Source organism: Corynebacterium sp. zg-331 (genome assembly GCF_014267345.1).
Classification (GTDB): Bacteria; Actinomycetota; Actinomycetes; order Mycobacteriales; family Mycobacteriaceae; genus Corynebacterium.
Genome location: NZ_JACMYD010000002.1, coordinates 52,400 through 74,448 on the forward strand (window position 1 = coordinate 52,400; position 22,049 = coordinate 74,448).

A 22,049-nucleotide genomic window follows, 5' to 3' on the forward strand; every position below is an offset into this window, starting at 1 on the left:
TTCCGCCATACCCTGGCCACGCTCGGCCCGCTATCGCGCAGGCACCGGCGGAAACTCCACCCTCGCGGCGGGGGCGGGCCTGATCCACAACCCAGCCCCCGCCGCTGCGTCCACCGCCACCGGCCACTGGTACACCTCGCTGAGCCGCTCGGCGGTACACACCTGCCCGGGGGCGCCCACCGCCATCAGACGGCCGCCGCGCAGCAGCGCCACGCGGTCGCAGAACCGGGAGGCCGCCCCCAGGTCGTGCAGCACCACGATCACCGCGACCCCGGTGGCGGCCAGGTGGCGGGCCAGGTGCAGGGTGTGTTCCTGGTAGCCCACGTCCATCGCGGCGGTGGGCTCGTCGAGGAGCAGGCAGCGCGCCTGCTGGGCGATCACGCGGGCCAGGGCCACGCGCGCCCGTTCCCCACCCGAGAGCGTGGTGACCTCCCTCTCCTGCACATCGTGCAGGCGCACGACGTCGAGCGCGTAGTCGATGATCTCCCCATCCCGCCGGGGATCCCGGGGCCAGGAGGTGCGCCCCAGGGCGACCACGTCGCGCACGAGGTGGGCGAAGGAGACGGTGGTGTCCTGGGTCATCACCGCCCGCAGGCGCGCGGCCTCGCGCGGGCTATAGGAGGCGTAGGGCTTACCCGCCAGCAGCACTTCTCCCCCGTCCGGGGAGCAGTCGCCGGCCAGGGCAGCCAAGAGCGTGGACTTGCCAGCCCCGTTGGGGCCGATGAGGCCCAGCACCTCGCCGGGGCGCACGCCCAAGGAGACGCCGGTGAGCAGTTCCCGGCCGCGCACTCGCACGCTGACGTCACGGGCCTCAAGAAAATCCGTCATGCGTGACCCCCTCGGCGCAGGCTGCGGCGCAGCAACAGGAAGAACATGGGACCGCCGACCAGGGCGGTGAACACGCCGATGGGCAGATCGGCGAACGGGACGAGCGTGCGGGCCGCCAGGTCGGAGAGCGTGACCAGCACGCCTCCGCCCAGGCAGGACAAGCCCATCAGCCATCCGTGGGAGGGGCCCGCGGCCTGGCGCAGGATGTGCGGCACGATGAGCCCCACGAAGCCGATCACCCCGGCGAAGGCCACCGCGCAGGCCGCCAGCGCGGTGGAAAGACCCACGATCAAGACGCGGGTGGCGCCCACGTTGAGGCCAGCGTGCTCGGCGGCATGCTCCCCCAGGCTCAGCACGTCGAGGCGGCCCGCGATCAGGCAGGCCACCGCCACGCAGACCAGGATGGGCGCGGCCACCGTGGCCACGTGCGACCACAGCGCCCCGCCCAGGGAACCCATCTGCCAGAAGATGATCTGCTCGCGCGCGGAGGTGGGCGCCAGGAAAATCAGGACGGAGATGACCGCCCCGGCCACGGCGTTAACGGCGATGCCCGTGAGGATCAGGGTGACCACCCGTACCTGGCCGTCGAAGGAGGCCAGGCGGTACACCGCCACGACGGTGAGCAGGCCGGTGGCCAGCGCCAACAGGGGGATGGTGACCAGCCCGGCGAAGTTCAGGCCGCACACGATCCCGACGGCCGCACCCACGCCCGCCCCGGAGGTCACCCCGATCACGGAGGGCTCGGCCAGGGGGTTGCCAAAAAGGCCCTGGAGCAGGGTGCCCGCCACCGCCAGGGCCGTGCCCACCAGCAGGCCCAGCGCGATGCGCGGCAGGCGGATCTGCCAGATCACGCTGCTGGCTAGCTCCTGGCCGCCGGGCCCCGCCCGCAGGGCCCGGCCAACCTCGCCCAAGGAGAGGCTGAACTGCCCCAGCGCGAGGTTGGCCGCCAGGGAAAGCAGCAGCGCCACCGCGAGCACCGCCAGGGTGATGCCACGCGCCCGGGCGCGCCGCGCCAGCGCCGAGGAGGGCTGTCTCCGAGTCACTGCGCCTCGCCCAGGTAGACGGCCTTGGCCGCCCGCACCAGGGAGAGGCCGGCCTGCGGTCCCATCGAGATGGCCTCGGAATCCGGGAGGGAAACCACGCGCCGATTCTTGCCTGCCGCCGTTTGCGCCACGCCGGGCCGCGCCAGCAGGCCGTCCACCCCGCCGACGGATTCCAGGCCCTTGTCCATCACCACGAGCACCTCGGGATCAAGCTTGGCCAGGGACTCCGCGGTGGCGGGCTTGACGTCCGCGATCCCCGCCTCGCTGGCCACGTCGCGCCCGCCCAGGGCCGCGATCATGGCGTCCGCGCCGCTGCCCTTGCCCAGGAGGAAAAACGGCCCATTGCTGCCCCGCATGTAGAGATAGGCGAGGCGCAACCGATCCTCGCCGGACGGCGCCAGATCGCGAACCTCCGCGGTGGCCTGCTCCATCTGTGCGCGGGTGCGCTCGGCCAGAGCCGCGCCCTCCTCGCGCACCCCCAGGGCGCCGGCCACCAGGGCGATGTCGTCGCCGAGGGAGTCGGGCACCCGGCGCGGGTCGAGCACCGCCACCGGCACCCCGGCGTCGCGGAGCTGCTGGATCACCTCGGGCGGGCCCACGGACTCGTCCACGAGCACCACGCTGGGGCGCAGCCCCAGGATGGCCTCGGCGTTGAGGCTGTGCCCGCCTTCGGTGACCACGGGCAGGTCGGCCAGAGCCGGTTCCTCGGAGGAGACGGTGCGACCCACGATGTTCTCCCCCAGGCCCAGCCCGCTGACGGTGCGCGAGAGCGTGCCGTAGAGATCCAGGGCCAGGATGCGCGAGACGTCGGTGACCTCCACGGCGGCGCCGGTGGCATCGGTGAAGCTCACCGGCAGCTGCGGGCGGGCCTGCGGGGCGATCGGTTCAATGTCGCCCACCGGCTGGGCGGACGACGGTCCGGTGAGGGCGCGCGGATCGGGGGCCTGCGCGCGGTCGGGCAGGGACTCGACCGCGTTCGTCGCCGCCTCCTCCTGACCGCCGCGGTCGGGTGCCTGGCAGGCCGCCAGGCCCGGACCCGCCAGGCACAGCACCAGACCCAGGGCCGCCAGGGTGGTTCCTCTATTCCTCATCGTCTGCCTCCGTCGTCGTAGCAGCCCTGCGGCCGGTGAACAGATACACGCCCAGGCCCGCCAGGCCCAGGAGCAGAACCACCAGGGAGGGCGGCGTCATGGGGTTGGCCGCCAGCGCAACCGCGGCGCTGCGCGGCGGTTGCGCCTCGGCGTCGAGCAGGCTGGTGCGCGAGCCGGAGGGTGCGGCCTGCGTGGGCGGCACCGGTGGCTCCGAGCTGGGGTCGGCGGGCTTGCCCAGCGCGGCGATGTCCTCCTGGGAAAGGGTCCTAGCCCCCGCTCCGGCGCCGGTGGCCGCCGCCGCGCCGGTTACCGCGGCGCAGCTCGCGGCCCCGGAAAGCGCCGCCTTGAAGCTCACGGGGGCCATCTGCGTCCCGGCGGGATAGAAGTTGCCCAGCGCCGAGGCCCCGGCCTGGGTGAGCGAGGCCGCCGCGGTGCCGTCAAGGACGTCGCCGCTCACGCCGATGTTGACCGTCAGGTCGGCCACCGCGATGCGCCCGTAGTTCACGGCGTTGCCCTCGGTGTCATTGGAGGTCACCTCCGCGATGAGGGCGCCGGTCCCGCCCTCGAACTGGATCTCCGGGTTGGCGATGGTGGTGTTGAGTACCCCCTCGTGACCGTAGAACGTCACGGCCCCGCCGTGGCCGATGGTGCCGCGCGCCGCGGCGGTATCCACCGCGCCCTGGTTGCCGCTGAACACGAAGTTCCCGCCGGACTCCGTGGCCCCGCTCAGCCGCCAGCCGCCGTAGGCGATGGGCCCGCGCACGTAGGTGCGGAAGGAATCCTTCACGCCCCAGCCCAGGCGCGCGTCCGAGACGGCCTGGGTCGCCGCCTCGTCGCACGTACCGCTCGTGGGCGCCTGGGACGCTCCCCGCCCGCCGACGGCCACGTCCGCGGGGGCTTGGGCCGGGGTCGCCACGGCAAACCCGGGCGGGTCGGCCGGGGCTGTCCGATCCCGCGGGATAGCACCGCGCCCGCCGGGGTTCGTCGTCACCGCGCCCGCCGGGGCACCGGCGGCGTGGTCGCTGAGCCCCGCCCCGCAGTCGCGGGCCCCCTCGACCGAGAGCACGACGTCCAGGGGGTCGGCCTGGTTATTGCCCTCCCCGTAGTTACCGCCAAAGGCGCGGTTACCCTCGGCGGTGATGGAGCCACCGCCGTGGAGGCGCAGCTCGCCGGCGGCCAGGGCCTCCGGCGTGATCGGGGAATCCAGGGTGAACTCCGCGATCACGGCCTGGGTGCCCGTTTCCCGCCCGGTGACCTTGGCCCCGGGAGCGGGCCGATTGACGATATTGGAGCTGAAGTCCGCGATGAACTGCGCCCGGTTGCCGCGCACCTTCACGCTCATGTTGCTCATGTCGATTGCGAGCAGGCCCAGGTGTCCGTGCAGGCTGATCGTTCCGGCCAGGGGAATGTCCGCGCCCTCGGGGGTGACCGTGGCCTGCCCCTGCGGGGAGGTGAAGGCAAACTGGCCCTCCGCGCCGCCCCGAGAGCCGCGGTATTCCACGCCGTCGAGATCCCACCCGCCCGCCGCGATGGGGCCGGTGAGGTAGTTGCGGAAGGACTGCTTGATCCCCCAGCCCGCGGAGGCGGAGGTCACCTCGGCGCAGCGCGCGTCGGGAAGAGCCGCGGTCGCCTCAGCGGGAACCGCCGGGGGAGGCGACGTCGTCTCTGCGGCGGAGGCGACGCCAGGCCGCGGGGCCGAGGCCAGCCGCACCGAGGGATCCACCCCCGCGCACTCTCCCGCGCCCGGCGCGGTGCGCAGGCTCAGCGTCGCGGTATCGCCCTCGTCATTGCCCTCACCGTAGTTGCCGCCGAGGGCCTGGTTGGCCTCCTCGGTGAGCCGGGTCGTCGCGGAGACCACGGCGGTGCCGTCCGCGCCGAGGGCCTGGGGCAGCGGCCGATCCAGCGTCAGCGTGGCCAGGGGCACGCGCTGACCGCTGCCCCCGCCCAGGCCCAGCACACTGGAGACCAGCGCCGGGGACTGGCTGCTCATGCGCCCCACGATCTGCCCCTGGGCGCCGCGAATCTGCACCTCAAGATCGCTCAAGGTGATGGTGAGGGCACCAAAGTGTCCGGTCATGCGCACGGAGCCGCGCAGCGGAATGTCGGCGTCCTCGCCGCTGAGGGCGGCACGCTCGGGGTCTGCGGTAAAGCGGAAGGCCCCGCCTCCGCGTTCCTCCCCGCGAAACTCCGCGCCGTCGAGCTGCCAGCCTCCCCTGGCGATAGGCCCGGTGAGGTAGCTGCGGAAGGACTGCTTGATCCCCCAGTCCAGGGTGCCGGAGTCGATCTTCCGGCACTCCCCGGCCTGCGCTGCGGCCGCTATCGGCGGCGCGGCGACCGGGCCGATCACCGGCGCGGAGACCAGGCTCAAACCGGCGACGGCCGCCGAGGCCGCCACCGCCTTCCAGGGCGAGGCGGAGCGCATATCTTTCAGTATTCCTCTCGACAAATCCGTGACCTCACCTTTTAAGGGAGGCCTTAGTAAGGCAACACTACTCCGCGCCCCGCGAACCGTAAAGCATATTTCTCGGCCCCGGCACAGCTATCATCGCCAAAACTACTCGGGCCTCGTCGCACCCGCTAACATCGACAGGGTTCGTGTCGATACATCCCACAGGGGTTCCACGAGCCCGATGAACCGATCGCCTCCCATAGTGTGAAAAGTATCTGTATGCCGCGCAGCCCGCTCCACCGCATCCGCGTTTTTAGCCCCACGACCCTCGCCTTTGCCTTCCTCTTCGGCGTGGCCAACGCGGCGCTATGGTTCCACCGCCAGACCACCGATGACTGGGCCTCCCTGTGGATCGCCGGGGAGATGGTGACCCGCGGCGATACCCACCTGCTCTACGACATCTGGGAGAAGGACTTTTCCCGATGGACCTCCCGCGTCTGGGACGCCTACGTGGAGGGCAACGATGACTACCGCTTCCCCCACCCCTTCGTGCACATCCCGTTCGTGGCGTGGTTCATCTCCCCGTTCACCCGGATCATGAGCTACGACGCCTCGCAGGCACTGCTGACCTTCGCCCAGGGCTTCTGCCTGGTCACGCTCGTGGCCTCCGCGTATACCCTGTGGTTTAAGAAATCCATGCGGCTGCCCCACCTCGCGGCGGCCACCTCCCTGCTGTGGCTAACCGCCGCCTTCCAGCTGTCCTCGAGCATCGGCCAGACCACGCCTCTGATCCTGGCGGCCGTCGCCTACGGCCTGGCCATGGCGGCGTCGCGTCCCCGGCTTTCGGGCTTCATACTGGGCATCGCCGCGGCCATCAAACTCACCCCGCTGAGCCTGCTGATCCCGCTGAGTATCTTCCGCCCCACCCGCAGGGCGGGCGCGGTCACCGCCGTCACGGCGGCGTCGATCGTGATGCTGTCCTGGCTGCTCGCCGGCAAGGAGGTCTTCCAGGAGTGGATGCACACCCTGACCTGGCTGGGCAGCAGCGGGATCGTGGACAAGGTGAACCAGAGCTTTGTCTCCGTGCTCCTGGAACCCAGCACGCAGCACAGCATCCAGATGGGCAAGCGCACCGAGGAGCTCTTCGTGCCCATCGTGGCCGACGTTCCCGCCTGGATCACAACGATCCCCCGCGCCATCACCGTGGCGGGGCTGATCGGGGTGTGCTGGGCGGCGCTGCGCAACCGGGCGCGCGCCTTCGAGATCCTCTCCGTGGGTGGCTTTACCCTGGCCACGCTGACCGCGGGGATCATGTGGACGCACTACCTCATCATCGTGGCCCTGCCGATCATGGGTACCCTGGCGCTGACCCCCCGCCACCGGGCCCGGATCGTCTACCCCGCCCTGGCGCTATGCACCGCGCTGCTCCTGCCGCCCTTCGCTCAGGAGTCCCCGTTCTACGTGCCGTGGCTGGGCCTGGTCTCCCTCTCCCTGCACCTCGTCCTCTTCCTGCTGGTGGCGGGTGCGCCGCGCACCCGGTACGGCTCCTCGCCCGCGCAGCACGACCCACCGGCCGCCGAGCCCCTCCCCCTCCTCCGAGAGCAAGAAAGGATCGCCCCCATCGTATGAGTTCTCCTACGGATTCCCCCCGGACGCTCAGCCCCGCGATCCTCGCCGTGGCCACCGCGATGGGCCTGGCCAACGCGCTGTTGTGGTTCACCCAGGCCGATGGCGGCCGGCTCGACGCCATCTGGGCGGCCGGCGAGCACGTCCGCTCCGGCAATACGTTCCTGCTCTACCGCTCCTCCGCCTATCCCGATCAGCCCTTCTTCTACCCGCCCCTGCTCGCGGCCCTCGCCGCGCCGATCACCGCCGCGCTTCCCCTGACCGCCGCGCAGTTCCTGCTGGCGCTGGGGCAGGGATTGTGCCTCGTGGTGTTCCTGGCCTGCGCCTACACCCTGTGGTTTCGCCGCACCATGCCGCTCACCTGGCTGATCCCCGCCGCGCTGGCGGTCTGGTTCAGCGAGGCCTTCCAATCCAGCAGCGCCGACGGCCACCTCACCGTGTTCGCCCTGGCCGCGGCCACCTGGGCGCTCACCGCGGCACACAGGCGCCCGGTAGTCTCCGGGCTGCTGTTGGGAGGGGCCTGCTGCCTGGCCGGCCCCCCGCTGGTGCTCATCGTTCCGCTCCTGCTGTGGGCCGGCACCCGCCTGGCCGGGGCGTGGGCCATCGTGGGGGCGGGAGCCACGGTGGTACTCTCCGCGCTGTGTACCGGGCTGTTCAGCGTGCGCGAGTGGGTCGCGGCCCTGCGCGAGGTTCTCGGCGGGGCCGTCCTCCACGAGGAGAGTCAGGCCTTCAGCGCCCTCGTCCTGGCCCCCCGGCACCCCCTGCCGCGCGGCATCCACACCCGGGTGCTCACCGAGGCCCCCCTGTGGGTTCACCTGATCGTCCTGCTCGCGGTGCTGCTCCTCGCGGCCGCCACCTGCTGGGTGGCCTGGCTCAACACCCGGTACGCCCAGCAGATCCTGCTCGTCGGGTGGCTGTGCACCGCCTTCCTCGCCTCGCCGCTGCTGTGGACGCACTCCCTGCTGGTGTTGGTGCTGCCCATCGCCGGCATCCTGGCGATGGTGCGCACCCGCCGCTACCAGGACGCCCTGTGGACCCCGCTGGCCATCGCGGTGCTTCTGCTCTTCTGGCCGCTCGCCTCCACCACCAGGCTCGCCGACGGCGGCATGGGGTTCCCCTGGGGCGGCCTGCTGGCCGCCACCGTCATCACCGTGCTCTTCTTGCTGGCCGCCGTGGCCCCCACGCAGGAACCGGGCCGGGCACTGCGCGAGGCAGCCGCTCGGCGCGAGATCGCCGCCGACGTCCGAGAGCGGTACCGCCGCGGTTCCCAATACGTGCGGGAGGCCTGGGAATGCCGGGGCACACGGGCGGAGCCCACGGACGACGACGCAGCCTCCGCGTCGCGGGAATAACGCGCCGGGCGCCCCGGTTGGGGTATGGCGGAATAATCGTTTCGCCCCGCGATGCGGGGCCCGTGGGAAAGGATCCCATGCTCGCCATCGGTTTCGCTTTTGCCCTCCTGGCCGCGCTCCTGCACGTGTTCATCTTCTACCTCGAGTCCTTCGCCTGGGAGAGCGAGCGCGCCCGCGCGCTCTTTGGCACCACCCCGGAGACCGCCCGCCTGACCAAGTTCAACGCCTACAACCAGGGCTTCTACAACTTCTTCCTGGCCGCGCTCGTGGTCGCCGGGCTGGTGGCCCTGCCGTGGAGCCACACCGTGGGCATCACCCTGGCCCTGGCGGGCGTGGCCCCCATGCTGGCGGCCGCGATCGTATTATTCGCTAGTTCCCCCGCGCACCGCCAGGCCGCCCTCAAGCAGGGCACGCTCCCGCTGCTGGCCGCGCTCTTCCTGGTGATCGCCGCCTGGTAAAATCCGACGCCCGGCGCGACCGTGCGCTAGACTAAGCCTGATTTTCTACCCAGAGGAGAACCTATGTTGAGTGTGAGCTTGAGCCTGATCGACGTCGCGGGGGACATCGTCTCCTACGCCCTGGCCGGCATCGGCAGCCTACTGCCGGGCTTCCCGCCGGCGCCGCCGCTGTCCTAAGCAGACGCCCTCACCCCGCGCCTCCCCGCCCTGCCCGGCGGGGAGGCGCGTTTGTTTATGGGTACCATCCGCGGCGGCCTCCCCCGGACGGCCCGTCAAGATTGCGTTAAGATCCACCCCGGCCCGCCGCGGGCGCGCCTAGGTTGTTGCGCATGGTTAGTGATCTTTGCTTCCTCGCGCTTAGCGGTGCGGTCTTTTTCTGCCTGCTCCTGGCGGTGAAGGGGGTGGATTCCCTATGACCTGGGATTGTCTGCTCGGCCTGTTGCTGGGGGTCGCCGCACTGGGCTACCTCGCGGTGGCGCTGGTGCGCCCGGAGGACTTCTCATGATCGCGGCGCTCGTCCCAGCACTCGGCACCGTGGCGCCGATCGCGCTGGTGCTTGCCGCCCTGGCCGCCGCCTACCTGCCGCTGGGAGGGTACCTGGCCCAGGTCTTTTCCAGCCCTCGGCATACGCTCCCGGAGCGCGCCCTGTACCGGCTTATGGGGGTTCGCCCGGATACCGCGCAGCGGTGGCCGCGCTACGCCGCGAGCGTCCTGGTGTTTTCCGCGCTGGGCCTCGTGGCCTTGTACCTCCTCCAGCGCGCCCAGGCGGCCCTGCCCCTGGCCCAGGGCATGGGACCGGTGGCCCCGGCCACGGCGTGGAACACCGCGGCCTCCTTCATCACCAACACCAATTGGCAGTCCTACGCGGGGGAGGCCACCATGAGCCCGCTGACCCAGATGATGGGCCTGGCGGTGCAGAACTTTCTGTCCGCGGCGGTGGGGCTGAGCGTGGCGGTGGCCCTCATCCGGGGGTGTGCCTGCCACGACGAGCAGGGGCGCATCGGGAACTTCTGGGTGGATCTCACCCGCGGCGTGCTGCGCGTTCTCCTGCCCCTGGCGGTGCTCGCGGCGGCGGTGCTGCTCTCCCAGGGGGTGATCCAGAACCTGCACCCGGCGGCGACCGTGAGCACCTTCACCGGCGGCAGTCAGGTGATCCCGGGCGGCCCGGTGGCCTCCCAGGAGGCGATCAAGGAGCTGGGCACCAACGGCGGCGGGTATTTCGGTGCCAATTCCGCGCACCCCATGGAAAACCCCACGGCGTTGTCCAACGCGGTAGAGGTCTTCCTGCTCCTACTCCTGCCGGTGTGCCTGACCCGCACCTTCGGCGTGATGGTGGGAGATCGTCGCCAGGGCTGGGCGCTGCTGGGGGCCACGAGCGTGCTGTTTTTTACCTCCCTGGCGGCGGTGGTGGCCCTGGAGGGCGGCGCGGCGGGCGGCCTGGAGGGCCGGGAGATGCGCTTTGGCACCGTGCCCTCGGCGTTCTTCGCGGTGGCCACCACCATGACCTCCACGGGGGCAGTGGATTCCGCCCATTCCAGCTATAGCCCGCTGGGCGGCGGGGTGCTGCTGCTGAATATGCTGCTGGGCGAGATCTCCCCCGGCGGGGTGGGCTCGGGCCTCTACGGCCTCCTGGTCGTGGCGCTGCTCGCGGTGTTCGTGGCCGGGCTGATGGTGGGGCGCACCCCGGAATACCTGGGCAAGCGCATCGGCCTGCCGCAGATCATCAAGATCTGCCTGTACCTGCTGGTCATGCCCGCTCTGGTGCTCGGCGGGGTGGCGCTGTCGGTGGTGCTCCCGGGAACGCGGGCGAGCCTGTCCACCGCCTCGGATGCCCCGCACGCCCTGACCGAGCTGGTGTACGCCTTTGCCAGCGCGGCCAACAACAACGGCTCCGCCTTCGCCGGATTGCAGGCCGATGCCTCGTGGTTCCAGATCTCGCTGGGGGTGGTCATGCTCCTGGGGAGGTTCCTGCCCATGATCGCGGTGCTCGCCCTGGCCGGCTCGCTGGCCGCCCAGGCCCCGCGACCGGTCACCGCGGGCACCCTGCCCACCCATCGCCCGCTCTTCGTGGCCCTGCTGGTGGGAGTGGCGCTCGTCGTGGGAGCCCTGACGTTCCTGCCCGTCCTCGTTCTCGGCCCGCTCGTGGAGGCCTCATCCCTATGACTTCTCGTGCCCTTTTCTCCGCCGTACCCGTGGCCGTGCGCAAGCTCCACCCGCGCCGCCTCATCGGTGTGCCCGTCCTCTTCCTCGTGGAGGTGGGCGCCGCCTTCACCCTGCTCATCGGGGTGATCCAGCCCCGCTTCTTCACGTTCTTCCTCTCCGCCTGGCTGTGGGCCACAGTCTTTTTCGGCGTCCTGGCCGAGGCGGTCGCGGAGGGTCGCGGCCAGGCGCAGGCGGCGTCGCTGCGCGGCGCCCAGGGCCAGCTCACCGCCCGGCGCGTGGAGCCCGACACGCCCCTCGACGCCCCCGTGGTACAGGCCAGCACGAGCGCCCAGGCCCTGCGCCGGGGCGATCACGTGCTGGTGCTCGCCGGCGAGGTCATTCCCGCCGACGGCGACGTCGTGGCCGGGAGCGCCAGCGTGGACGAATCCGCGATCACGGGGGAATCGGCCCCGGTGATCCGGGAGGCCGGGGGCGATCGCTGCGCGGTCACCGGGGGCACGACGGTGCTTTCGGATCGCATCATCGTGCGCATCAGCAACGAGCCGGGCCAGGGCTTCATGGATCGCATGATCGGCCTGGTGGAGGGCTCGCGGCGGCACAAGACCCCCAACGAATTGGCGCTGAACACGCTGCTGACGGTGCTGACCGTCATCTTCGTCCTGGTGGTGCTCACCCTGGCCCCGGTGGCGGCCTTCGCGGGGGCGGTACAACCCACGACGATCCTGGTGGCGCTGCTGGTGTGCCTGATTCCCACCACCATCGGGGCGCTGCTCTCCGCGATCGGGATCGCGGGCATGGATCGCCTGGTGGAGCGCAACGTGCTGGCCATGTCGGGCCGCGCGGTGGAGGCCGCGGGCGACGTATCCACCCTGCTGCTGGACAAGACCGGCACGATCACCATGGGCGATCGCCGCGCCGTGGAGCTGCTACCGGTAGGTGCCACCACCACGGCGGAGCTCGCCCTGGCCTGCCAGCTTTCCTCCTATGCCGATGACACCCCGGAGGGGCGCTCGGTGCGCGCCCTGGCGGACTCCCTCACCGCTCCCCTCAACCCGCGGGATTATCCCGACCTCAGCTTCCTGGCCTTTAGCGCACAGACCCGCACGAGCGGGGCGCGGATCGGTCGGCGCGAGCGGATCCTCAAGGGCGCGGCCAGCGAGGTCTGCGGCCGCGTGGCCCGCCTGGGCGGGGTGATACCGGCGCGCGCGACCCAGGTGATCGAGGAGATCAGCGCCTCCGGCGGCACGGCCCTGGCGGTGACCCGGATCAGCGAGGATGATGCGGGCGCGCCCACCTCCGCCGCGCTACTGGGGGTCATACACCTCAAGGACGTGGTCAAGCCCGGCATGGCGGAGCGCTTCGCGCAGCTGCGCCGGATGGGCATCCGCACCGTGATGGTCACCGGTGATAACGCCCTGACCGCCCGGGCCATCGCCGCGGAGGCGGGCGTGGACGACGTGCTGGCGGAGGCCACCCCGGAGGACAAGCTGGCGCTGATTCGCCGGGAGCAGGCGGCCGGGCGCCTGGTGGCCATGACCGGCGACGGCACCAACGACGCCCCGGCCCTGGCGCAGGCGGACGTGGGGGTGGCGATGAACACGGGCACCTCCGCGGCCAAGGAGGCCGCCAACATGATCGACCTGGATAGCGACCCGACCAAACTCATCGACATCGTGCACGTGGGCAAGCAGCTGCTGATGACCCGCGGCGCGCTGACCACCTTCTCCATCGCCAACGACGTCGCTAAGTACTTCGCCATCATTCCCGCCATGTTCAGCACCGCCTTCCCCGGGCTGGCGGCGCTCAACGTCATGGGCTTACACAGCCCGCACAGCGCCATCGCCGCGGCGGTGATCTTCAACGCCCTGGTGATCGCGGGACTCATCCCCCTGGCGCTGCGCGGGGTGGCGTATCGCCCGCGCGGGGCGGCGGCATTGCTGCGGCGCAACCTCGCCGTGTTTGGGCTCGGCGGCGTGCTCGTGCCCTTCCTAGGCATCAAGGCCCTGGATCTCCTGCTTTCTCTTCTCCCCGGAGGTGTCCTGTCATGATGTCCGCTCGGTTGAGGCGCACCGTGCGCGCGGGGGCCGTGGCCCTGGCCGTGTTCACCCTGATCCTGGGATTGTGCTATCCGCTGGGCATGGTGGGGTTCGGCGCATTAGTGCTGCCGCATCAGGCGGCGGGCAGCCTGCTCTACGACGCTGCGGGGACCCCGCGTGGCTCGGTGCTACTGGCGCAGCCCGCCCCCGACGGCGGCGCGGCGAACGGCCCCGCCCGGGCCTGGTTTTATCCCCGCCCCAGCGCGGGGGAGGGACGAGCCTCCCACGCCTCGCCCGCCGATCCCGCCTACCGGGAGACGGTGGAGCACCGCCGCCGGGAGGTCGCCGCGCGCGAATCCCTACCCCCGAGCGAGGTACCGCCGGAGGCCCTGGCCGCCAGCGGCTCGGGGCTCGACCCGCACGTCTCGCGGGCCTATGCTGAGGCCCAGGTTCCCCGGGTGGCGCGGTACTCGGGGCTGCCCGAGGAAACGCTGCGCAACCTCATCGCCCGCCACGGCCACGGCAGCCTGGTGAACGTCACCACACTCAACGCCGCCGTGGCCCAGGCCGGGGCCGCGCGTTTCCCGGTACACGAATAACGTCAGGCGCAGGGAGGTTCCGTGGACGCAACGCACCATCCCGCAGACCCAGCCTCGGCCGTGCGGCGGGGTCGGCTCAAGATTTACCTGGGCTTTGCCCCCGGCGTGGGCAAGACCTGCGCCATGCTCCACGAGGCCCACGAGCTGGCCGCCCAGGGCCGCGACGTGCTCGTGGGAGTGGTGGAGGATCACGGCCGCCCCCGCACCGCCGCCCTGGTGGAGGGGCTGACGGTGCTGCCGCGCGCGCCGCGCCGCCCGGGCGAGGCCGAGCAGTACGGAGAGCTCGACGTGGCGGCGGTGCTGCGCGCCCGCCCGCACACCGTGCTCGTCGATGAGCTGGCGCACACCGTGGTGGGCGGCCCCGGCGCGCCGGAGACCAAGCGCTGGCACGACGTCCACCGGCTGCTCGATGCCGGGATCAACGTGCTGAGCACCCTGAATATCCAGCACGTGGAGTCCCTCAACGACGTGGTCTTTGCCATCACCGGGGTGCGCCAGCGCGAGACGCTGCCGGATCGGGTGCTGCGCGAGGCCGACCAGATCGAGCTGGTGGATCTCTCCCCCGATACGTTGCGGGTGCGCCTGGCCCAGGGGTTGGTCTACCGCCCCGAGGCCGCCCGGCGCGCCCTGGATAATTACTTCCGGCCGGGCAATCTCACCGCGCTGCGGGAGCTGGCCCTGCTGTGGCTGGCGGACAAGGTGGAGGAGGGCATGGCCCAGTACCGCGCCGAGCGGGGCGGACGGGCCGCCTGCCCCACCCGGGAGCGGGTGGTGGTGGGGGTTTCCGGAGCGCCCGGCTCGGAGGCGCTGATCCGGCGCGGGGCGCGCATCGCCGGGCGCGTGGCCGACCGCGAGCTGGTGGTGGTGCACGTGGCGGTGGAGGAGGCGCCCCCCGCCTGCGCCCCGGAGGATCTGCGTCGGCTCCAGCGCCTCACCGAGGACCTGGGGGCCACCTGGCGCGTGATCACCGGCGACGACGTGGCCGATACCCTCCTGGGCTTCGCCCACACCCAGGGGGCCTCCCAGCTCGTCATCGGGCTGGGGCCGCGCCGCCTGCGCCCGTGTCGCCTGCCCTCGCGCGGGGCGCAGTTAAGCCGTCGGATCATCGACCGGGCCGGAAACGTGGACGTGCACATCGTGGCCTCGCCCCGCGGGCGGCAGGATCATCCCGGGGAGGCGTCGCGGGGTTCCCACAGCTACCTGGGGGCCGGGCGGCGCGCAGCGGGCTGGGTGGTGGCGGCGCTCGCGCCGCCGCTGGTCACCCTGGGCCTGCTGGGGCTTGCGCCCGGGCCGGATTACCTGGGCGCGGTGCTGCTGGGCTACCTGACCATCGTGGTGTTCGCCGCCCTGGCCGGGGGCTTGCGCCCAGCGCTGCTGGCGGTGGCCTCGGGTTCGCTGCTGGTCAATTGGTTTCTCACCGCCCCCACGCGCACCCTGACCATCACAAAGCCGGAATCCCTGCTGAGCATCGTCTTTTTCCTCATCGTGGCGGTGAGCGTGGCGTGGGTGGTAGATCTGGCCGCGCGGCGCACGCACCAGGCTCAGCGCAGCCAAACCCAGGCCATCATCCTGGGGGACCTGGCCCGCGGAGCCCTTCACGAGGGCGACGACCTGCCCTTATTGCTGCGGCACATTCAGCAGACCTTCTCCCTCGATCGGGTGGAGATCCAGCGCCGCCACCCCGGCGGCCACCAGTGGGTCACCCTCGCCTCCACCGCGCCGCGGGGCCTAGGCGATGCCTGGGATCCCGGCCACGCCGGGCACGTGGAGCTGGGGCCGCGGCTGCGGCTGGTGCTGTCCGGGCGCGACATTACCCCGGAGCAGACCGCCATGATCGAGGCGCACGGCGCGCGGATCACCGCCGTAATGGATCGTCAGGAGATCGACGCCGCCCGGCGCGCCGCCGCGGCGCTGGCCACCAGCAATCGCGTGGGCTCGGCGCTGCTGGCGGCCGTCTCTCACGATCTTCGCACCCCGCTGGCCAGCATCAAGGCCGCCGTCTCCGGGCTGCTGTTGGGGGATGTTCCCCTCCCCGCCGAGGCGCGCGTCGCGCTCATCGAGAGCATCGAGGAATCCGCGGATCGGCTGGAAACCGTGGTGGGTAATCTCCTGGACATGAGCCGCCTCAACGCCGGGAGCATCGCCGTGCATCGGCGCCCGCTCAAAATCGCGGAGGTGGTCGCGGCGGTGCTCGCCGAGCAGCCCGAGTACCGAGAGCAGGTCGGCGTGGAGGCCCCCCCCGATCTTCCTTCCGTGTATGGCGACCACGGCCTGCTGCAACGCTGCCTGGCCAACCTCCTGCACAACGCGGTGACCCACGGGGCCGCACCCCTCGCGGTGTGCGCCGCCGCCGGACCGGACGAGGTGGAGATCCGGGTCATCGACCACGGTCCCGGCATCCCCGCCGAGCGGCGCGACTGCCTCTTTACCCCCTTCCGCCACCACACCGGCGCGGGCCTGGGGCTGGGCCTGGCCGTGGTGCAGGGATTCGCCGAGGCCATGCGCGGCACCATCCGCGCGACCGAGACCCCCGGCGGGGGCACCACCATGATCCTGAGCCTGCCCCGGGTGGTGCGCGATGCCTGAGCACCCCCGCATCCTGGTGGTGGAGGACGACGCCGCCCTGGCCCGCGTGCTGCTCATCCACCTGCGCGCTCGCGGGTACGACGTCACCGCCGCGGCCACCGCCGCCGAGGCGCTGCGCGCGGCCCGAGACCAACGTCCCCACGCCCTGCTGCTCGACCTGGGGCTTCCCGACGCCAGCGGGCTGACCGTACTGCGTTCGCTGCGCGCGTGGAGCGAGGTGCCCGTGCTCATCCTCTCCGCGCGCCACGATCACGAGGGCAAGATCAACGCCCTGGACGAGGGGGCCGACGACTACGTGACCAAGCCCTTCTCCCTGGGCGAGCTGCTGGCCCGGTTGCGCGCCGCGCTGCGGCGCTGCCCCTCGGGACCGGCCGCCCCGGTGGTCATCACCGCCGACGGGCGGCTGCGCATCGACCTCGCCCGGGCCCAGGTGCTGCGCGAGGGCCAGCCGGTGCACCTGACCCCACACGAGTGGGGCGTGGTGGCCCACCTCGCCGGGCGCGCGGGCCAGCTGGTGCGCAAGGCGGATCTGCTCCACGCCGTGTGGGGCGATGCCTACGAGCGGGAGACCAACTACCTGAGGGTTTACCTCTCGCAGGTGCGCCAGAAGCTGGAGGCCGACCCATCTCACCCCCGGTATTTTCTCACCGAGGCCGGGATGGGCTACCGCTTTGTGGGCTCAGCGGAAGATACACCCGCCCACCCGCGCGGCTAAACTCCTCGGATTTTTGGGCCATGCCCGCCTCGATCGCCTCCACGGAGGTCAGGCCGTGCTCGCGGGCGTAGTCCCGCACGTCCTGCGAGATCCGCATGGAGCAGAACTTTGGCCCGCACATGGAGCAAAAGTGGGCGGTCTTGGCCGGCTCCGCCGGGAGGGTCTCGTCGTGGAACTCCAGGGCTGTGTCGGGGTCAAGCGCCAGGGCAAACTGATCGTGCCACCGGAACTCAAAGCGCGCCCGGGAGAGGGCGTCGTCGCGCTCCTGGGCCCTCGGGTGTCCCTTGGCGAGGTCGGCGGCGTGCGCCGCGATCTTGTAGGTGATCACCCCCGTCTTGACGTCATCGCGGTTGGGCAGCCCCAGGTGCTCCTTGGGAGTGACGTAGCACAGCATGGAGGTGCCCGCCTGCCCGATGACCGCGGCACCGATCGCGGAGGTGATGTGATCGTAGCCGGGGGCGATGTCCGTGGTCAGCGGGCCGAGGGTGTAAAAGGGTGCGCCGTGGCACCAATCCTCCTCCCATTCCACGTTCACCGGGATCTTGTGCAACGGCACGTGTCCCGGCCCCTCGATCATGACCTGCACGCCCCGGGAGCGGGCCACCCGCGTCAGCTCCCCCAGGGTGCGCAGCTCCGCCAGCTGCGCCTCATCGTTGGCGTCCGCGATGGAGCCGGGGCGCAGGCCGTCGCCCAGGGAGAAGGTGACATCGTAGCGCGCCAGGATGTCGCACAGCTCCGCAAAGTGCGTGTAGAGGAAGGACTCCCGGTGCTCCTTGAGGCACCACGCCGCCATGATCGAACCCCCGCGCGAGACGATGCCCGTCACCCGCTCCGCCGCCAGCGGCACGTAGCGCAGTAGCACTCCGGCGTGAACGGTCATGTAGTCCACGCCCTGTTCGCACTGCTCAATGATGGTATCCCGGTAGATCTCCCAGGTGAGCTTGGTGGGATCGCCCTTGACTTTTTCCAGGGCCTCGTAGATGGGCACCGTGCCCACCGGCACCGGGGAGTTGCGCACGATCCACTCGCGCGTTTCGTGAATATCCGCCCCCGTGGACAGATCCATGATCGTATCGGCCCCCCAGCGGGTGGCCCACACCATCTTTTCCACCTCCTCCGCGATGGAGGAGGTCACCACGGAATTGCCCATGTTCGCGTTGATCTTCACCGCGAAGACCCGACCGATGATCATCGGCTCCAGCTCCGGGTGCCGCCGATTGGCGCAGATCACCGCACGCCCCGCCGCCACCTCGCGGCGCACGAACTCCGGCTCCATGCCCTCGCGCGCGGCGCAAAATGTCATCTCCGGGGTGATGATGCCCGCCCGCGCCCACGCCAGCTGCGTTTGCACCGCCAGCTCCGGGTGCTCCTTACTCGCCGCCACCGGTGCGGGACGCTCCCAGGACTCGCGCGTGCGCGGCAGGCCGCGCTCCAGGTCGAGGTCGGGGTGGGCCTCCGTGTAGGGCCCCGAGGTGTCATAGACCTCGAAGCCCTCCCCCGTGGTCAGCTCGATCACCCGAGTGGGCAGGCGCAGGGCGGTGACGGTGCCATCCGTGTTGCGGTGTACCACCTCCCGGTAGGTCTTGTGGCTGCGATACATAGGGCCAGTGGTAACGCGAGTAGGCATGATGAAAACAGGGCTCCTTCCCTACGCCGGCATGATCCGGACAGGTTCGAACGGTCGCCCCTCGATCCCGCTGGGGCCTCTCAGCGCGCGGCGTGCGCGCTCCCGTGGCTTTTCCTCACCGACGCTAGCAGACGCGGCGGCGGTAGCGCTGACCTGGCAGGCACTCCTCGGTAAGGTCTTTGCCCACGACCTCACCAGGTCTGCCCCCGCCGAGATCCTGCCGGTCGTCTCCTACCTCGGATACGAGCCCCGCCGCGCACCCCGATGACGCCGGGCTTGACCTTAAAGCCACCGAAAAAGTGCGAGCCGCCCCGTCTCCCGCGTGCTTACCCGCACCGGAGTACGAGTCGCCATCCCCGAGGGGTATGTCGGCCGCCGCTCCTCAAAATGACACTGGTGAATTCCTGCCAGACACCAAACGCAGCGAGGATGGGTTCGCCCACAGGGGATTAAGGCATTCTTTCTTGACCCTGCCCGATCCCCTCATGCATGATGGGTAATGGATGAGCCATCCCGCCTGTCCGATCAATACGAAAGGGCCTCACAGCCGCCAAGCACATGAGACCCTTTCAAGCGCTAGCCGGTGACCACCCGTAATACCTCGCGAATAGTATTCGCGAGTTCAGTGGCTACCAGCGTGACAAGTAGCTGGCGGGTCTTTTCGCGTATACGCCGAGCATAATGACGAAAACATGTCGTCGCACCTCCTCTCACCGCTGTAGAAATGGCCCGCACTACGGTGTGAGCCTCAGCGCTGCGGTGGCGCTAAGCACCGCAGTGAGGAACCAGGCTATGCCTGGTGGAGACAAATTACAGGCACGAGGTGATGAAGCCTAGCCCCGCCACTGGGAGGGCCGCTGGGCGTGCCACGCCCGCGCCCGCACCTCCGCAGCGTCCCACAGGGACGTGCGGGCATCTAGGTGCTCGGCAGGGCGGGAAACATGTCATTTCATTGCGGACGCACCCGTGCTAGGTGGACGAGCTCACCCTGCCATGCTCGGCGCACATCGCCCCCGTCCACCGAGCTCTCCCGGTGTCGCTATCCGCGATGAAGATGGTCATAGCGGTACTCAATCAGGGCGGCTCGGGTATCGAGCACGAGGCATAGCGTCGCCATGGCCGTGGTGGTCGCGATGATCACCGGATGGGCATGGGTGATGATCGTAGCGACGGCAACGATGACGGCAGCGGTGGTCATGGTGTCTCCCTAATATGTTAGTAGGGCGGTGGTTCCCGGCCAATTGGTCTAGCCGGGAACCTGTCCTCCGCCTCTCGCCTATTTACCCTGCTCAGAGAGCTGGAGATGGGACTCGAACCCACAACCTACGGTTTACAAGACCGTTGCGCTACCAATTGCGCCACTCCAGCACTGACACCACCGCGCGATCCCGAGATCGTCCGCGAGGCTATCGCCACAGAAATGCTACAGGATCGCCCACCCCGGTACCCCACCGATCCCCGTATATTGGGCCTTACCTGCCCGTATGCAGCCCGCCCCGGCGCGGCGCTAAAGTTTCTTCCACCGCGGTGCCCGCCCCGCGCGCATGCCCGCGCACCGCATCCCATCGCCCCATCTCACCCACCCAAGTAGAAAGGCCGCGAGATGCCCTCTATCCGCGAACGTCTGCGCGCCTGGCGTCATCAGTCTCCCCACGCGGCCACGATCGATACCGCCAAGGCCGCTCCCCCGCCGTCGCCCCTGGCCCCGGTGGATCTGACGGATTATAACCAGGTGGCCGGGGTGATGGATCTGGCGGCCCGGATCGGGGACATCTTGTTGTCCTCGGGAACGTCTAATAGCGATACCAAGGCGCAGATGCACGCCGTGACCTCGGCCTATGGCCTGTGGTGGTGTCACGTGGACATCACGATGAATAACATCACGGTGTCCACGCAGATCGGCACCTCGCGCAAGTCCCCGGTGACGGTGTTTCGGGTGGTGCGCACACTCACCACGGATTTTTCGAAGCTCTCCGCGGTGGATCGCCTGATTCGCTCCATTCAGGCAGGCGCCACGCCGCCCGAGGTAGCCGAGCGGATCCTTGACGATATCGAGGCCCAGCCCACGGCCTACGGGCCCACGACCTCCATCTTCGGCTGGGGCCTGATGGGTGGCGCGGTGGCCGTGCTGCTCGGCGGCACCATGCTGGTGGGCGCGATTGCCTTCATCACCTCGATGTCCATCATGGCGATGAGCCTCTTTCTTTCCCGGCACCACCTGCCGGTGTTCTTCCAGAACGTCATCGGCGGCATTATCGCCACCATTCCGGCGGCCCTGTCCTACGCCGCCGCGGCGGAATACGGGGTGGAGCTGCGCCCCAGCCAGATCGTGGCCTCGGGCATCATCGTGATGCTGGCAGGTTTGACGCTGGTGCAGTCCCTCCAAGATGGCATCACGGGCGCGCCGGTGACGGCCAGCGCGCACTTTTTTGAGACGCTCCTGTACACCGGCGCGATCGTGGCCGGGGTGGCCATCGGCCTGCAGCTGTCCTCCTCCGTGGGCATCGAGCTGCCCCCCATGGAATCGGTGGCGGCCCCCAATCCGGCCTCCGCCAGCGTGCGGGTCGTAGCCGGCACGCTGGCCTCGGTGGGCTTTGCCATCGCCTGTTACGCGGAGTGGTCGGCGGTGGCTCTCTCGGGCATCACCGCGATGACGGGGTCGATGTTCTATTACTTCCTCTTCTCCCCGCTGGGTATCACCACGGTGATGGCCGGTTCCATGGCCGCCGTGATCATCGGTTTTGCCGGTGGCCTGCTGGCACGACGGTTCCAGGTGCCCCCGCTTATCATCGCCATCGCGGGCATCACGCCGCTGCTGCCCGGCCTGGCGGTGTACCGGGGTATGTACGCGGCCCTCAACGAGCAGATGCTAGTGGGCTTCACCAACATCGCCACGGCCCTGGCCATTTCCTGCGGCCTGGCCGCGGGCGTGGTGCTGGGCGAGTGGATCGCCCGCCGGGTACGACGGCCGCAGCGGTTCAACCCCTATCGCGGCTTTCGGGTGGCGGGGCGGGCCACGCTGCAGGCCCAGCAGCCGCGACGCCGCGGCTCCCAGCGTCAATAATGCCGCTCAGCGCGGCTGGCGGGCCATAGCGTAGAATGATGGGCCGGAGTATTGCCCTACGCACCAGGAGGATTCGTGCCGCCCAAGGTTACTGATACCCGCCCGAGCACCGAGACCCTGCACCGGGTCGAGGAGGAGACGGCCGCCGCGGCGCGCCGCATCGTGGCGAGCTATGCCGAGAACATGCTCGATGGGGTGACCCTGATGTCCATGCTCGGGGTGGAACCGGCGGGGCTGGTGTACCGCAAGTTCGAAGAGGAATACAAGGAACCGGAGCCGAAGAAGCCCGCCAAGCGCACCCGGAAATCCACGAAGAAGACCGCGGCCAAGAAGTCCGCCGCAAAAAAGACCACCAAGAAAACCACCAAAAAGACGACGAAAAAGGCCACCAAGAAAACCACGGCTAAGAAAACGGCCAAGAAGTCCGCCGCAAAAAAGACCACCAAGAAGGCGTAGCGAGCAATATCGCAGA

Annotated in this window: 17 protein-coding genes, 1 tRNA gene and 1 riboswitch; of the genes, 11 read left to right on the forward strand and 7 right to left on the reverse strand. The window is 70.2% G+C overall.

Going from position 1 to position 22,049, the window contains the following annotated elements:
* Window positions 1-30: 30 nt before the first annotated feature.
* Genes H7347_RS03545 through H7347_RS03560 form a run of 4 tightly spaced genes read right to left on the reverse strand, consistent with a single transcriptional unit; the run spans window position 31 to window position 5,384 of the window.
* A complete protein-coding gene (locus tag H7347_RS03545) occupies window positions 31-828 on the reverse strand; it encodes a heme ABC transporter ATP-binding protein (RefSeq protein WP_152821435.1) in 798 nt (265 codons plus the stop codon).
* Window positions 825-1,871, reverse strand: a complete 1,047-nt coding sequence (locus H7347_RS03550; RefSeq protein WP_370513902.1) for a FecCD family ABC transporter permease — start codon at window positions 1,869-1,871, stop codon at window positions 825-827. The genes H7347_RS03545 and H7347_RS03550 overlap by 4 nt, the downstream gene beginning before the upstream one ends.
* Window positions 1,868-2,962: a hemin ABC transporter substrate-binding protein gene (locus H7347_RS03555; RefSeq protein ID WP_152821437.1), complete on the reverse strand. Its 1,095-nt coding sequence runs from the start codon at window positions 2,960-2,962 to the stop codon at window positions 1,868-1,870. The genes H7347_RS03550 and H7347_RS03555 overlap by 4 nt, the downstream gene beginning before the upstream one ends.
* On the reverse strand, window positions 2,952-5,384 hold the full coding sequence (locus tag H7347_RS03560) for an HtaA domain-containing protein (protein ID WP_152821438.1): 2,433 nt from the start codon (window positions 5,382-5,384) through the stop codon (window positions 2,952-2,954). Before H7347_RS03560 ends, H7347_RS03555 begins: the two co-directional genes overlap by 11 nt.
* Window positions 5,385-5,630: 246 nt before the next feature.
* Between H7347_RS03560 and H7347_RS03565 the strand changes: the two genes are divergently transcribed.
* From H7347_RS03565 to H7347_RS03605, 9 genes are all read left to right on the forward strand, one after another.
* Window positions 5,631-6,980, forward strand: a complete 1,350-nt coding sequence (locus H7347_RS03565; RefSeq protein WP_152821440.1) for a glycosyltransferase family 87 protein — start codon at window positions 5,631-5,633, stop codon at window positions 6,978-6,980.
* Entirely contained in the window at window positions 6,977-8,329 is a 1,353-nt protein-coding gene (locus H7347_RS03570; protein WP_186337203.1) for a glycosyltransferase 87 family protein, read from the forward strand. The genes H7347_RS03565 and H7347_RS03570 overlap by 4 nt, the downstream gene beginning before the upstream one ends.
* Window positions 8,330-8,406: 77 nt before the next feature.
* Window positions 8,407-8,787 carry a DUF1304 domain-containing protein gene (locus H7347_RS03575; RefSeq protein WP_152821444.1) on the forward strand — a complete coding sequence of 127 codons (381 nt, stop codon included), beginning with the start codon at window positions 8,407-8,409 and terminating at the stop codon, window positions 8,785-8,787.
* Window positions 8,788-9,199: 412 nt separating this feature from the next.
* Window positions 9,200-9,292: a potassium-transporting ATPase subunit F gene (locus H7347_RS03580; RefSeq protein WP_152821446.1), complete on the forward strand. Its 93-nt coding sequence runs from the start codon at window positions 9,200-9,202 to the stop codon at window positions 9,290-9,292.
* On the forward strand, window positions 9,289-10,950 hold the full coding sequence (gene kdpA / locus H7347_RS03585; RefSeq protein WP_152821448.1) for a potassium-transporting ATPase subunit KdpA: 1,662 nt from the start codon (window positions 9,289-9,291) through the stop codon (window positions 10,948-10,950). The genes H7347_RS03580 and kdpA overlap by 4 nt, the downstream gene beginning before the upstream one ends.
* On the forward strand, window positions 10,947-12,998 hold the full coding sequence (kdpB, locus tag H7347_RS03590) for a potassium-transporting ATPase subunit KdpB (RefSeq protein ID WP_152821450.1): 2,052 nt from the start codon (window positions 10,947-10,949) through the stop codon (window positions 12,996-12,998). The genes kdpA and kdpB overlap by 4 nt, the downstream gene beginning before the upstream one ends.
* Window positions 12,995-13,585 carry a potassium-transporting ATPase subunit C gene (locus tag H7347_RS03595; protein ID WP_222129904.1) on the forward strand — a complete coding sequence of 197 codons (591 nt, stop codon included), beginning with the start codon at window positions 12,995-12,997 and terminating at the stop codon, window positions 13,583-13,585. The genes kdpB and H7347_RS03595 overlap by 4 nt, the downstream gene beginning before the upstream one ends.
* 21 nt (window positions 13,586-13,606) lie before the next feature.
* Entirely contained in the window at window positions 13,607-16,171 is a 2,565-nt protein-coding gene (locus H7347_RS03600) for an ATP-binding protein (protein WP_370513903.1), read from the forward strand.
* On the forward strand, window positions 16,164-16,886 hold the full coding sequence (locus tag H7347_RS03605; RefSeq protein ID WP_152821452.1) for a response regulator: 723 nt from the start codon (window positions 16,164-16,166) through the stop codon (window positions 16,884-16,886). Before H7347_RS03600 ends, H7347_RS03605 begins: the two co-directional genes overlap by 8 nt.
* Here the strand turns inward: H7347_RS03605 and thiC are convergent.
* From thiC to H7347_RS03620, 3 genes are all read right to left on the reverse strand, one after another.
* On the reverse strand, window positions 16,816-18,513 hold the full coding sequence (gene thiC, locus H7347_RS03610; RefSeq protein ID WP_152821454.1) for a phosphomethylpyrimidine synthase ThiC: 1,698 nt from the start codon (window positions 18,511-18,513) through the stop codon (window positions 16,816-16,818). The genes H7347_RS03605 and thiC overlap by 71 nt on opposite strands.
* Window positions 18,514-18,629: riboswitch (TPP riboswitch) on the reverse strand.
* Window positions 18,630-19,552: 923 nt separating this feature from the next.
* Window positions 19,553-19,711: a hypothetical protein gene (locus H7347_RS03615; protein ID WP_186337204.1), complete on the reverse strand. Its 159-nt coding sequence runs from the start codon at window positions 19,709-19,711 to the stop codon at window positions 19,553-19,555.
* A 97-nt stretch (window positions 19,712-19,808) separates the two neighbouring features.
* Window positions 19,809-19,881 (reverse strand) — tRNA-Thr (locus tag H7347_RS03620).
* Window positions 19,882-20,116: 235 nt separating this feature from the next.
* Between H7347_RS03620 and H7347_RS03625 the strand changes: the two genes are divergently transcribed.
* Both H7347_RS03625 and H7347_RS03630 read left to right on the forward strand, forming a co-directional pair.
* Window positions 20,117-21,577, forward strand: coding sequence for a threonine/serine exporter ThrE family protein (locus H7347_RS03625; protein ID WP_152821456.1), 1,461 nt, complete (start codon window positions 20,117-20,119; stop codon window positions 21,575-21,577).
* A 75-nt stretch (window positions 21,578-21,652) separates the two neighbouring features.
* Window positions 21,653-22,033: a hypothetical protein gene (locus H7347_RS03630; protein ID WP_186337205.1), complete on the forward strand. Its 381-nt coding sequence runs from the start codon at window positions 21,653-21,655 to the stop codon at window positions 22,031-22,033.
* The last annotated feature ends 16 nt before the right edge of the window (window positions 22,034-22,049 follow it).

What these genes read in the sequence shown, in the direction of transcription:
- H7347_RS03545 (WP_152821435.1), bottom strand. Translation starts at nt 828, where the DNA reads ATGACGGATTTTCTTGAGGCCCGTGACGTCAGCGTGCGAGTGCGCGGC.
- H7347_RS03555 (WP_152821437.1), bottom strand. Translation starts at nt 2,962, where the DNA reads ATGAGGAATAGAGGAACCACCCTGGCGGCCCTGGGTCTGGTGCTGTGC.
- H7347_RS03560 (WP_152821438.1), bottom strand. Translation starts at nt 5,384, where the DNA reads ATGCGCTCCGCCTCGCCCTGGAAGGCGGTGGCGGCCTCGGCGGCCGTC.
- H7347_RS03565 (WP_152821440.1), top strand. Translation starts at nt 5,631, where the DNA reads ATGCCGCGCAGCCCGCTCCACCGCATCCGCGTTTTTAGCCCCACGACC.
- H7347_RS03570 (WP_186337203.1), top strand. Translation starts at nt 6,977, where the DNA reads ATGAGTTCTCCTACGGATTCCCCCCGGACGCTCAGCCCCGCGATCCTC.
- H7347_RS03575 (WP_152821444.1), top strand. Translation starts at nt 8,407, where the DNA reads ATGCTCGCCATCGGTTTCGCTTTTGCCCTCCTGGCCGCGCTCCTGCAC.
- H7347_RS03580 (WP_152821446.1), top strand. Translation starts at nt 9,200, where the DNA reads ATGACCTGGGATTGTCTGCTCGGCCTGTTGCTGGGGGTCGCCGCACTG.
- kdpA (WP_152821448.1), top strand. Translation starts at nt 9,289, where the DNA reads ATGATCGCGGCGCTCGTCCCAGCACTCGGCACCGTGGCGCCGATCGCG.
- kdpB (WP_152821450.1), top strand. Translation starts at nt 10,947, where the DNA reads ATGACTTCTCGTGCCCTTTTCTCCGCCGTACCCGTGGCCGTGCGCAAG.
- H7347_RS03595 (WP_222129904.1), top strand. Translation starts at nt 12,995, where the DNA reads ATGATGTCCGCTCGGTTGAGGCGCACCGTGCGCGCGGGGGCCGTGGCC.
- H7347_RS03605 (WP_152821452.1), top strand. Translation starts at nt 16,164, where the DNA reads ATGCCTGAGCACCCCCGCATCCTGGTGGTGGAGGACGACGCCGCCCTG.
- thiC (WP_152821454.1), bottom strand. Translation starts at nt 18,513, where the DNA reads ATGCCTACTCGCGTTACCACTGGCCCTATGTATCGCAGCCACAAGACC.
- H7347_RS03615 (WP_186337204.1), bottom strand. Translation starts at nt 19,711, where the DNA reads ATGACCACCGCTGCCGTCATCGTTGCCGTCGCTACGATCATCACCCAT.
- H7347_RS03625 (WP_152821456.1), top strand. Translation starts at nt 20,117, where the DNA reads ATGCCCTCTATCCGCGAACGTCTGCGCGCCTGGCGTCATCAGTCTCCC.